The organism is Pseudolabrys taiwanensis (genome assembly GCF_003367395.1).
Lineage (GTDB): Bacteria > Pseudomonadota > Alphaproteobacteria > Rhizobiales > Xanthobacteraceae > Pseudolabrys > Pseudolabrys taiwanensis.
The window spans coordinates 1-12,282 of the sequence record NZ_CP031417.1 but is presented as its reverse complement, the minus strand read 5'-3'; the positions used below and the strand labels follow the sequence as shown (position 1 = coordinate 12,282).

General features: G+C 58.9%; 11 protein-coding genes. 6 read left to right on the top strand and 5 right to left on the bottom strand.

What is annotated here, in order from left to right; translation table 11 throughout:
- Positions 1-233 precede the first annotated feature (233 nt).
- Positions 234-2,420 carry a tetratricopeptide repeat protein gene (locus tag DW352_RS00055; protein ID WP_115687356.1) on the bottom strand — a complete coding sequence of 729 codons (2,187 nt, stop codon included), beginning with the start codon at positions 2,418-2,420 and terminating at the stop codon, positions 234-236.
- A 97-nt stretch (positions 2,421-2,517) separates the two neighbouring features.
- On the opposite strand from DW352_RS00055, the gene DW352_RS00050 reads away from it, so the two are divergent.
- The 6 genes from DW352_RS00050 (at position 2,518) to DW352_RS00025 (ending at position 8,590) form a co-directional block, all read left to right on the top strand.
- Positions 2,518-3,699: a hypothetical protein gene (locus tag DW352_RS00050; protein WP_115687354.1), complete on the top strand. Its 1,182-nt coding sequence runs from the start codon at positions 2,518-2,520 to the stop codon at positions 3,697-3,699.
- A 388-nt stretch (positions 3,700-4,087) separates the two neighbouring features.
- Positions 4,088-4,744, top strand: coding sequence for a class I SAM-dependent methyltransferase (locus tag DW352_RS00045; RefSeq protein ID WP_115694159.1), 657 nt, complete (start codon positions 4,088-4,090; stop codon positions 4,742-4,744).
- 8 nt (positions 4,745-4,752) lie between these two features.
- A complete protein-coding gene (locus tag DW352_RS00040; protein WP_115687352.1) occupies positions 4,753-5,592 on the top strand; it encodes a transketolase in 840 nt (279 codons plus the stop codon).
- Complete coding sequence (locus DW352_RS00035) at positions 5,589-6,500, top strand: transketolase family protein (protein WP_115687350.1); 912 nt, start codon at positions 5,589-5,591, stop codon at positions 6,498-6,500. The genes DW352_RS00040 and DW352_RS00035 overlap by 4 nt, the downstream gene beginning before the upstream one ends.
- 39 nt (positions 6,501-6,539) lie before the next feature.
- Positions 6,540-7,439, top strand: coding sequence for an NAD-dependent epimerase/dehydratase family protein (locus DW352_RS00030; protein WP_115687348.1), 900 nt, complete (start codon positions 6,540-6,542; stop codon positions 7,437-7,439).
- A 5-nt stretch (positions 7,440-7,444) separates the two neighbouring features.
- Positions 7,445-8,590 carry a radical SAM protein gene (locus DW352_RS00025; RefSeq protein ID WP_115687346.1) on the top strand — a complete coding sequence of 382 codons (1,146 nt, stop codon included), beginning with the start codon at positions 7,445-7,447 and terminating at the stop codon, positions 8,588-8,590.
- A 77-nt stretch (positions 8,591-8,667) separates the two neighbouring features.
- On the opposite strand, the gene DW352_RS00020 is transcribed toward DW352_RS00025, so the two are convergent.
- The 4 genes from DW352_RS00020 to DW352_RS00005 are packed head-to-tail and all read right to left on the bottom strand — an operon-like array spanning position 8,668 to position 12,254.
- The gene (locus DW352_RS00020) at positions 8,668-9,552 is read right to left on the bottom strand and encodes an NAD-dependent epimerase/dehydratase family protein (RefSeq protein ID WP_115687344.1); all 885 of its coding nucleotides are present in this window, start codon (positions 9,550-9,552) and stop codon (positions 8,668-8,670) included.
- A 12-nt stretch (positions 9,553-9,564) separates the two neighbouring features.
- The gene (locus tag DW352_RS00015) at positions 9,565-10,896 is read right to left on the bottom strand and encodes a nucleotide sugar dehydrogenase (protein WP_245434262.1); all 1,332 of its coding nucleotides are present in this window, start codon (positions 10,894-10,896) and stop codon (positions 9,565-9,567) included.
- Complete coding sequence (locus DW352_RS00010; protein ID WP_115687340.1) at positions 10,839-11,768, bottom strand: Gfo/Idh/MocA family protein; 930 nt, start codon at positions 11,766-11,768, stop codon at positions 10,839-10,841. The genes DW352_RS00015 and DW352_RS00010 overlap by 58 nt, the downstream gene beginning before the upstream one ends.
- A 30-nt stretch (positions 11,769-11,798) precedes the next feature.
- Positions 11,799-12,254 (bottom strand): PfkB family carbohydrate kinase, encoded by a 456-nt coding sequence (locus tag DW352_RS00005; protein ID WP_245434521.1) that lies wholly within the window; start codon positions 12,252-12,254, stop codon positions 11,799-11,801.
- Positions 12,255-12,282 lie beyond the last annotated feature (28 nt).

Below are 12,282 nucleotides of genomic sequence, written 5' to 3'. Positions count from 1 at the left end.
CGTTCCCCTTTTCAGCGGACTCTTAGCTTGCATGCAGAACACCATACAAGAACAATCTGCGATCGCGGGCTTCCGATCGCTAATCGGACAATCCGGGCAGTAAGGCAATAATCAAACATAAGATAACTATATGATATGTATAATGTATTTTAAATAGCTCCAATTCATGATGCTTGCCGCGACACCGCGCGCGAAGCCCCATTCGCCAGCGCATATTTCGCAAATATTGCGGCTTACCGCAGCCAGCGACTGACATCGTCCAAATTGCGCGGCAGTACGCCCCCGAAGCGCCCACCGATTGAGATGCGCTGCAATCCGCGCTCAAAGGCCGTAAGAGCGTCGTCGATACGACCGGCCTTCACGTAAAGGCGCGCTTGCGCCACATTAGATCGCCACACTGGTGAAGTTCCCGTCGGCAACGCGTCCAAAACAGCCGCCGCAGCGCCGCCGTCCGACACGGCCAAAGTCGCCCATTCGATCGCTGCAATAAGACGCGGGTCCGGCTGCCCCGCCTCCCGCGGCATAGTCGGCATCAAATCCTTGGCCTGCCGGAAAGCGGCCATTGCCGCATGGCGATCCCCACCGTCAAGATAAGCGTATCCCAGTTCGAACCAGGCCTCGAAGAACCATGGCGAACGCTCGACAGCTTCCTTCAACCATCCGATAGCGTTCTGCGGCTCGATGCGAGGCAGTTCAAGCCGGTTCAAATGTGTCCGAACGCCGCCAACGAGCGATGCGTCGCGAAACAATTGCCGATCGTGGAAATTCAACAGTTCGCTCAAGGCTTCGATGCTGCGAGCCACGATGGCGCGCCGATACAGCCGCTCCGTCTCAAGATCGACTTTCGTCTCCAAGGCTATTTGTGCCGAACCACCCTGCAGCACTCCACGCACTTTGATCAGGGCGTTGCGCAGTCGCGGGGTTCTCGACGTGCCACGCAACAGCACATCTTTACCTAGACGCACCAGACGAACAGCGGAGTGCCTCAAACGCCTCCTCGTTGCGACTGCGATGGAATCACTACGGTACCGACCAGCAACAAATGCCGACGCGACGCCTTCCAAGACACAAATATCAAAACCATCACTAGCATAGACCCGAGCGATCCTGAGGCCACCGCTGGAAGCCAGCGCGTAGCGGCGGCCACTCAAGGCTTCGATAGTACCGCCTGCCGCATTAACGATGCGCTGACCGCGCCGAAAACGATGCTTGCCCCGCAATAAATGGTCTCTGACCGCACGCACCAATAACGCCGCACCATTCTCCAAGAGCGACATTTGGTCGTCGCGCGAAAGCTGCTCAAGCACGCTTTCGGCCGGAACCAGGATCGTGAATGGTCCTCGCAAGCCGACCCGCCTGCGCAGCCGCCCTTCGACCATCGCGCCGGCGAGCCACCTTGCCGCAACGGAGTGGCCCCGTTCCTTTAACACCTTCGATATCCGAAACAGAGTGCGGCTGATCGACAATTGGCCAATAAAGAACTCGGCTCCGAGCCGAGTCGACCGCACGTCATACGCACGCGGCGCTGAATCGACAGGGCATACATGGCTGCACGCCGCCTCACGCTCATTTACCGGATCGATATAGGTTTCCGCCCAATCGCCAGAGCAACTCAGCAGCAGGTCATCCATCGGCTGTCGCCGCAAATACAAGTTGAGGTATTTGAACAACGGCTCAACGCCAATGAACCAGCAAGGCTCGAACGCGACTTTTTCGAATTTCTCTATCGGCGAAAAATTCTCCCCAGTCCTTATGCGTGCTGGCCAGAACGCCATCGGATGTGACGCCAAAACGGTCTGCAGAACGGCCTTTCCAGCAACCGCACGCAGATCCCATTCGCGGTGCGGGATAACGCGCGGCGCTCCACGCAGCAGACTGATCATGATCGGATGCAAATGTCGCAACATTGCATGGTGCAATTCGGACATTGCAAAATTGATGGGTTCAATCGTCGGGAAACGCGTAACGATCTCGGGCATCAGCGATTCATCGACGGCCTGAAATCCCGGCGAATACACGGCGAGGTAGCCGTTTGCCAACAAATCGGTCCAACGGACCAAAGCGCCATTTGCAAAGATATGGTCCGAGGCAACCAGAATAACCGCGACATCGTCACGTCTGGCTTCTTCAACGGCGCGCTGCCAAATCGTCCAATGCGACATGGAGTTCGTCGAATCGAAATCCCGCGGCCGTAGCGGCCGAAATCGAAAGCTCACACGGTCCGCGAGTTGGCCAAACCAAAAATGAGACCTGATCCTTTGTTCGGCCTCCGGTGGGACGTGAAGATCGTATTCGATGGCGTAGCGCCCTGCTACCGCGGGGAGATTGTCGGGAGCCGCCAAAGAGCGAAGCGTCGCACTGAGAAAACGGTCGACGAATTCATCTCCCCAAGCTGCCGTTATGAGGCGAAGGCGGATCATCGTCGCCGGACCGTCCGCGCGAAGTTGTCATCAACGCGCATTTTATGGTAACGACCGCAGTTCAACTGCCACACTCCACTTCGAACATCGACAACCCATGATCGCTTTCGTTCGCAAACTTGTCGCACGCGTCCGAACGCATGGCCTTAATTATTTCGTCATCATCGCACGCACGGAAATCACCCAGCCGCGCTTCCAGGTCACACACTACGTGCGTTTGGCTTTGATTCAAGCCCGGCAACTGACCAAGCGCCGCGGCGGCGCTTCGGCAGAAGACGAAACGTGCCTCCAGTTCATTTACGATCTTTCGACGTCGCCGTTAACCTTCGACTTTGCTAGCTATCTCGCAGCGGCTGAGGTTGAACGACGCCTCCGCGGCTTGCACTCCATTGAGGTGATCTTCGTCCCCGGCCCGCTCGATGGCGCACGGGCGGAAACCCCCGAATACGAAGCTGCCGTTAATATCGAGGCCCGCCGGTGGCGGCTTCGTCACATGCTGATCCCCATGCTGTCGTTCCTGCCGACCGTGAGCACATACACGGTCTGTAGAGATCGCAAACAGGCCGAAGCGCTCGTCACTTCGGATGCCAAGCGGATCTATCCTAGCGACTATCGGATATTCCTGCCGCGGCAGCCCGACAAGAAAGTCATCCATCAGCATGCTCGAGCGGGGGTGCCAATTTGGCCGATGTTCGACGCCCCGAGCCACGCCCGACACCTGGTGCGGCAGTTTTTCAACCACTACGTCAAAGGACGCAGGGCCATCGTCATCACCCTGCGCAACTATCCCTACACGCCACAACGCAACAGCCGGAACGCCGATTGGCTGGCCTTCGCAGACAGCCTCGATCCGTCGCGATACGCGGTCATTTTCGTCAATGACTCCGAGACGGTCACTGGTCCACCTCCTGTCGATTTTTCTCGGCATCTCGTATTCGATCTGGCCAGCGTCAATCTCGAGCTGAGGCTCGCGCTCTACGAGGCCGCATGGCTCAATATGGCGCTAATGCACGGCCCGACCGAGCTTTGCTGGTATAGTGAGACTGCGCGCTACCTGCTCTTTATCCAAGTAGGTACTGCCGCCGTACAATCGGAGCAGGCTCTCATCCAAAATGGCCACCGGCTTTACGCCGATCTCGATTTCGCCAAACCATATCAGCACATCGTCTGGACCATTGACGAATTAGGTTCGCTGCAACGCTCATTCGCAGAAATGGAAGCCCTGCTGGACGCCGAAAACGCAGGCCTGAACCCGTCTACATCCGATGGACGAGGGTGACATTCCAAGAAACGACTTGGGGGGTAGCCTCCGGGGGAGCAACTCAGGCCTCTGACCAAAATCCGTCTTCGTAAGACAGGTATCCCAACGTAGCGTGCGGCGTTGGACGGAATATCACTGGCCCGGGAGGTTGCCTGCCATCAGCCATTTCGGTAAATGCATCTGCCAGCCGGGCTGAAAGGACATCCACGGGCGTGTGTTCGTGGGCGATGGAAGGCCAACCGAGGGGATTCGGGATAACCGGAACCGTAGGCACCTCCCATCCACCCTTGCAACTGGACGGCAGCATTGGCCTTATAAGCTCGCTATAGTTGCGAATCTGGACGGCTGGCTGGACAATGGCAAAGTCGCCGCGTTCGCCTGGCAAAATACGGACGTATGGAACGCGATGAGAGAAATTAATCTTCTCGCCAAGCTCCCCCGGGGCAAGCGCAATTTAAATGCCCGCGCCACTGCAAAGACCGATGAGCACATCCGAATTTCCCGCGAATATGGCGAGATGTATTTCGATGGGCCGCGTGAGTACGGCTACGGAGGCTATCGTTATGACGGCCGATGGGTTCCCGTTGCGCAGGATATGATCGCTCATTTCGACCTTAAGCCCGGAGACCGCGTACTCGACGTCGGCTGCGCCAAGGGCTTCCTGGTCAAAGATTTCATGATAGCTAGCCCAGGCCTCGAAGCATTCGGCCTCGACGTGTCGCATTACGCGATGATGAAGTGCGAGCCGGAAGTCATAGGCCGCCTGCATCTTGGCACAGCGACCGACTTGCCCTTCCCTGACAATAGCTTCAAGGCAGCAATCTCGCTCAACACGATTCACAATTTCGAACGCAAGGACGCCATTATCGCGCTGAAAGAATTGCAGCGTGTCTCAGGCGGACGCGCTTTCGTGCAAGTGGATTCCTACCGGACGCCCGAGCAGAAAGCGGTCTTCGAAGAATGGGTACTGACCGCTAAGTTCCACGACTATCCCGATGGCTGGATCCAGCTTTTCAAAGAGGCTGGATACAAGGGCGACTACTATTGGACGATCATTGAATGAGGTCGAGCATGGAAGGCTCTAGAGCAACGCGCGCCAACAGCTTCGACGTCGCAGTGGCGCGCGCACGTTGCAAGAAATATCGTCGGCGCATCCTCGACATGTCGCAGCACGTCAGCGCGCTGCATATCGGCGGCGCCTATTCGTGCACCGAGATCGTTGATAGCATCTACAACGAGTTCATGCGGCCCGGGAATGCAGGCGGAAAATCGCCCGATACCTTCCTGATGTCGAAGGGCCACGGCTGCATGATCCAGTACGTGATCCTCGAAGACCACGGACTCCTCAGCAAGGCCGATCTCGATGCGTATTGCACGCCGGAAGGCCGTCTCGGCACGCATCCGGATTACGGCAATCCCGGCATCGAAGCATCTACTGGCGCGCTCGGCCATGGGCTGTCGATGGTGGTCGGCATGGCGCTTGCGGAGCGCGGCCGCGGCACTGACGGCATCATCTATACCGTCCTGAGCGACGGCGAGGTCCAGGAGGGCTCGACGTGGGAGGCGACTCTTATGGCGACCTCACTCAAGCTCACCAACATTGTCGCCTTCATCGACAATAACGACTTCCAGAGCCTCGGCCGAACATCGGTCACCCATCCTTCCTTCTATCCGTTGGGCGCCAAGTTCGAGGCTTTCGGTTGGGAAGTGGTCGAGTGCGATGGTCACGACGCGCGTTCGATCTACGAGGCTGTCACCGGCCGTAGCGGCACGAAGCCGTTGATGGTGGTCGCCAAGACCACCAAGGGCAAAGGTGTGAGCTACATGGAAAACGTGCCGATGTGGCACTATCGCTCGCCGAACAAAGACGAATACGCACAGGCCATTAAAGAGTTGGAGACGCAGGGGTGAGAAACACATTCTCCGAGGCGCTCTACGAAGAAGCGACCAAAAACGAAGACATCTACATCGTTGTGTCGGACATCTCGCCAGCCGGCAGCATGGCGAAATTCACCACGCAGTATCCCGACCGCTTCATCAATGTGGGCGTCGCCGAGCAGACAATGATCGGCATAGCCGCGGGCCTGGCGCTGAAGGGCTGCCAGCCATTCGCCTACACGATCGCGACGTTCTCCCTGTATCGCCCGTTCGAGATGGTACGCGACGACCTTTGCTACCAAAATCTACCGGTCACGGTGGTCGGCATGGGCGCCGGCGTCATTTATTCTACGCTAGGCGGCACTCACCACACGCAGGAAGATATTGCGGTCGCTGGTGCGATTCCGAACATGCAGATCATTGCGCCATGCGATCCGCTGGAATGCACAGACGCGACTCGCTGGTGTGCCAAGCAGAAGAACGGGCCAGTTTATCTTCGTATCGGTAAAGCGGGCGAGCCCGTGCTGACCAAGGACGCCGAGCCCTGGCAATTTGGTAAGATTCGCTATCTGCGCCGTGGTAGCGATGTCTGTATCCTGACCTATGGCGTCATCACCAAGATGGCCGCCGACGTTGCCGACCGCCTGCAAGCGCAGGGAAAGTCTGTGTCGCTGGTCTCGGTGCATACGATGAAGCCACTCGATCGTGAGGGCATCATCGGGGCTCTGCAGCGCCACAAGCAGGTCATCGTGATCGAGGAGCACGCCCCTCAGGGGGGCCTCGCAGCACAGACGAAGCAGATCGCTTGGGACATCAAGGCGACGAGCCGTCTCGATACGTTCACACTGCAGGATGCCTTCATCCACAACTATGGTAGCTACGAAGATCTGCTCGCCGCGCACGGCCTCTCGACGGATCGCATAATGGCGGCGGCCGGCTAAGGATCATCGGGCGCCCGTCGAGGCGCCACGGGGCGTGGCATGGACATACTGGTGACCGGGGCGAGTGGTTTCAGCGGCTCGCACCTGGTCCGCACTCTTCTCGCGCGTGGTCATCGCGTGACTGCGCTTATTGGCCGCTCGCGTGGTCGCCTTGACCCGGCGCTGGTCGATAATCCGGCCCTCACGGTATTGCCGTGCGATCTGTCTGCACCGGGACAGTCGCTCCCACCGCGTGTCGACGCCATCGTCCACGCCGCCGCTCGCTCGCCAATGCCGGGCATAACCGCGGCTGGTATGGTACGCGACAATACGCAGGCAACGGCAAATCTCATCACGTACGCGACGGGAGCCGGGGCGAAAACGTTCGTCTATCTCTCGAGTCTCTCCATTTACGGGTCCATAGCCGATCCGGAGGTCGACGAAACTACTCCGATCGTCAATCCAGATGCTTACGGCATGACAAAGCTCCTGGGCGAGCTCATGCTGCGAGAAATTGCTGCCCTGCGCTCCGTTTCGATTCGGCTGCCGGGGGTCGTGGGACCCAACTCAGTCCGTAATTGGCTGACTGGGGTGATTGAGCGTGCGCGGGCAGAAGAAGATATTACCGTCTTTAATCCGGACGCTCTGTTTAATAACGCCATTCATGTTGACGATCTTTCGACTTTCGTCGCCGACCTCGTCGAGAGCAAGCATTGGAATAGCCACGACGCTCTGACCGTCGGCGCCAGCAAGAGTATCTCGGTACTTGAGGCGATTGAAACGCTCCTGCGGGCCCTAGGCTCATCCTCCCGCGTCAGGGTCAACGCAGAGCGTCGGCCCAGTTTTTTGATCTCCAGCAAGAAAGCTCAGCAAAAGTACGGCTATGTTCCGGTTCCGATTGCCGATGTTCTCCGGCGGATCGGGATGGAAAACCGGCCTAGCGTGGCCTCTTCGAGCTGAGCGACATGACCAAAGAGGAAACGGCACTGGTCTGGGATACAGGCGAGGCCGTAACGTTGGGTGAGCGGCATCTATCTTTGCCGGCCCCGGAGCCGTCGGCTGGCTGGAGCGCCTACCGGGAGCAACGCGCGCGTGCCCTCTCCTTCGATCCACGTCGACAGGCCAACTTTGAGAAATACCTGAAAACTCAGAGGACAGCCGAGATCGCCGATTACCTGCCGATCAAATTGGACATCGAAAACGTCAGCCGCTGCAATTTTCGCTGCACCATGTGCCAAGTCAGCGATTGGCCCAAAGGGCAACGCTCGACCGACATGCCGCTCGCAGGCTTCAAGCGCCTGCTCGACGAGCAATACGGCGTCATCGAAATCAAGTTGCAAGGTATGGGTGAGCCGCTTTTGCAGCGCGACGACTACTTCGAGATGTTGAAGTATGCGCGAGGCCGCGAGATCTGGGTGCGGACAACGACAAATGCATCGCTTTTGCATTTGAAGGAAAATTACAAGCGGCTCATCGACTGCGATCCGAACGAGATACAGATTTCAATCGACGGCGCCGACAAGAAGACGTTCGAGAGCATTCGCCGCCAATCCGATTTCGACCGAGTGATTTCCAACTGCAAGCTGATCAACGACTATTGCGCCGAGCGTGGTGTCGTGCGTACCAAAATGTGGGTCGTTGTTCAGAAAGGAAATCGGCATCAACTCAATGACTTCGTCGAACTGGCAGCCAAGGCCGGGTTTAGAAGTGTCGCGTTCTCACTCAATCTCACCGACTGGGGCCAGGAGAAATGGAACACGATCAATACCGAAGCGCTGTCTGAGGACGCCTTTGACTACGACCTTTGCAATGCCCTGATAGAACGAGGACGCGTACTCGATATCAAAGTGGCGTTCTGGAGCGTAACGGAGAAGTACAACCAACGCGACACCGCGAGGCTGTGCCCGTGGCCTTTCGAACGAGTTTATGTGAGTTCCGATATGCGGGTCATCCCCTGTTGCACGATCGGCAATCCCGACGTCGCCGACCTAGGCTGTGCCGAAACGTTGACGCAAACCTGGAACAGCGAAACATTCGCGGCGTTCCGGCATGGCCATCTTCACGGACCTTTGCCGGCCGTTTGCCGCGGCTGCTACGAAAAAGATCACTGACGTCTTTATCGCTTCCAGCGAGCGCCCCGAGCACTATAGGGCCTTATCGTCCCAGGAAGATTTGGGACGGAGCTGTCCTATCGGACAGAGGATTCCTGGTGAACTCTCGCTAAGCCGTCCGCCAATGGCTCAAAATGAAAATCCGGGAAGCTCTTGTGCAAATCGGTGATGTCAAAGAACCGATGCAAGAGGTGCGGCCGGGGGCCCGGACGGGGCACAGATTTCACCTCGGCTCGCGGTGAGAACTGGGCGGCGACGATATTGGCGATGTCGTGAAAGGAAGTGGCTACACCGGTAACGGCGTTCAGTACGCCGACGCTGCGATGAAGCAGAATGCGTACCGCGAGCCGAGCAACATCCTCGACCGCCACGTGGTCACGCTTCTCTTCGCCTTCACCGAAGATCGTGATCGGCTCGCCGTTAGCTGCTTGGCGGCGAAAGCGGTTCGGTCCATAGCCTGAATGGGGATCGCCGGCACCGAAGATCAAGGTCGGACGTAAAAACGCGAGTGGACCACGATACTCGCTGCGCAGCATGAGTTCCCGCGCCGCATGCATCATGCCGTGCGTGGTCGACGGCGCTACCGGCGATCGCTCGGTAACCGGGTTGGCGTTATCCGCATAGACGGCATCCGAGCTGATGTAGAGCAGATGCGCCGGCTGCACCGCGGCGAAGGCCGCGCAGGCGGCTTCCGCCATGCGCAGGTTAGTCATCATCTGCCCAGCGGTCTTGGCCGGCGCCACCGCCGAAACGAAGACGACGCCGTCATCGGGGCGCAACACCCCCCTAAGACGCTTGGCACCATCATCGGCGAGCAGGTCGACCTCTTTACGGGTGAGGCCAAGCACGGGAACCTTGGCCAAACCGAGTTGCTTGACGAGCGTACTACCTACAAAACCACCCGCGCCTACGACCACTACGCGGCCCGGTGCCGTCGGCGTGCTGAATTGATGAGAAAGCATTGCGTTCGCCTCTTACGCGACACCGAGCGTACGATAATCGAGACCCGCCCTACGGGCCGCAGCAGGATTCAACACCCGGTACGGATCGAGCACTGTGCGGCCCCGCATCGTCGCCGCGAGGTCATCGCAGGACAACAGCTTAAATTCGGGCCACGGCGTCATGATCGCGAGGACATCGACACCCTCGGCCGCATCCAGGGCGGAAGCCGCTCCGCTCGCGTTAGGATGGAGCGCCGCGGAGGCCGGGACGACCGGATCGTAGACCTTCAAGGCCCATGGTCCCAGATAGCGAATGAGCGCCAACGACGGCGAATTCTTAACAGAATGGGTATTTTCCTTGTAGGCGAGACCGAGCACGCCAATGGTCGCCTGCGGGACCTTGTTTAGTACCGCCTCATGCATCGTGCGGAGAGCCCAGTCCTTGCGATGCGCGCTGTTGCCAATGAAGGCACGGATGACGCTCGCCTCCGTGCCGTATTCTTCGGAAAAGCGCACGACGGTGGCGAGGTCGCGCTCAAGATTGCCGCCTGCGAGCCCCAGGCCTGGCGACAGATACGAATAGGCGCCGATACGTCGGTCGAGCTTCAGCGCAGGTGCAATCTCCGACCAGTCGGCACCGATGCGCTCGCATAGCTCGGCCAGGGTATTGGCGACGGTGACTGACGCGACCAAGCAGCAATTGATCGAGATCTTGGTGAGCTCGGCGCTCTCGAAACGCATCGGCAGAATCGGGCAGCCGTAAGCTTCGAGATATTGCTGCATGGCCAGCGGCAATGGCTCGGACGGATCCGGCGCACCGACAATGAAGCGCTCAGGCTTGGTGGTGCGCTCGACAGCGCGTCCAAATACCAATGTCTCCACCTGATAGTACAGCAAACGACCGGACCGCTGGCGAGCCGCCGTGAAGCCTGGCGGTACTTGACTCAGCACGACCACCACTGCGTCCGGCCGCGTATTGGCGAGCACCAAGGCTAGCAACCCATCAAGGCCGGACAAATCGCTACCGCCTGTATCGTCGGTCGGCACATCCGGCGCGACGTAAACGACATCGCAGCCGAGCAGCGCCTTCGGATCGGCCGAGAACGACATGCGGACACGATTGTCTCGCAGCAGGTCATCAAGATCGGGTTCGACCACTGGCAACTTTCCGGCGTCGATCCGCGCAACGAGCGCCGGGTCGGTATCGAAGCCAAGCGTATCGAAGCCTTTGCTCGACGCGCCGATCGCCGAGCAAAGGCCGAGATGGGTCATGCCGGCATAGCCGATTTTAGGAAGCGCCATAATGCTCATTGTCCGGTCTTGATCGCATCGGCCGACAGCCGTCCCAGCACGCGCAATAGCCAACGATCATTCGCCAAATCGGTCGGAGCCTGATCGGCGACAAGCCGCTTGAAATGATCGTACTCAAGCGCCCAGGTCGGATCGTCCTGCACGAGCGTGATCGCTTCCTCGGGCGGGCGCCCGCTGGGCAGAATGCGGGTGCGCTTGGTAAACGTGCTGGGCCCCCACTTGCACAGCGACTCGATGTGGGCCGTGCCTTTTTCAGCGAGGATGTCGCACGTAAAATGGTTGCGCCACGATAGCAACGTCATCTCGAACTCAAGTTTCGGCTTGCTCGATTCCGAAGCGATCACCACGTTGTCCGGCGCCAAGTTTTCGAAGCGGCTCACCGAAACGAGGCGGAAGTCCTCGCCGAGATCGCCGAACCAGAACCGTGCCGTATCGAGCAAATGCGAGCCGAGATCAGGCAACACCCCCGCCCCCTGATCACGCCAAGCCGAGTCGCGCACGAGGCGTGCCGTGCCGTTGCCGTAGAACATGCGGCATCGATAGATGCGACCCAGATCCCCCGAGCGAATGAGATCGCGCATGCGCACATAATGCGGCTCAAACCGGTGGTTGTACGCGGTATAGCACACCGCGCCGGTACGACGCGCCGTCGCCTCGAGCTCGTCCAATTCGCGCACATTCTTGGCGTGTAGCGGCTTCTCGACCAGCACATGCTTGCCGTTGCCGAGGAGGTAGCTGAGCAGCTCTATCTTCGGCTCGTCCGGTGTACACACGAGAGCCGCATCATAGCTGTCCAAGGGCGCTTCGCGGATGTCGCGCCAATTCGCTTCAGCTGCAATCGGATCAACCACGCCGGCCGCATCGGAACCGGCGACGCGCAGGCGCTTTTTGCCCTGAACGCCGTATCCGACAACGATCGCACGCATACGGAGTGGACCTTTCGACGCCAGCGGCCATCAGCCGTAATTCACGAGCCGCTCGAAGCGATCAAGCTTATCAAGCACATCCTTCGGTCGAACGGGCACGTTACCTTCGTGACCACACTCGACGGCTGCGGCGAGCGAACCCAACACCGACGCGATCACCGCGTTCTTGGTCGCAACCATGGACAGAGCGGCGTAGGCCAACAGCGCGTCACCAGACCCAACGGCGTCGACCACCCGTTCGGTGAAGGTGTCGACAGCAAAGAAAGCGCGTACATCCTCTTCCTGCTCCGGAACGCTGCGGAAAGTCATGAGACCCCGCTCACCAAGCTTGAGGATAAGCGTCTTACATCCTGATTGACGATACAGCTCCAGCCCCAACGGACGCACGAACTCCTGGTCGCCAAGCGCGAAGCGCGCCTCTCGCTCGTTCGGCGTGATCAGATCGAAGCCGTTGAACTCAAGGATATTGCCCCAACGGCTCGCCACCTGACTGTCGGCAACGCGGAATACATCG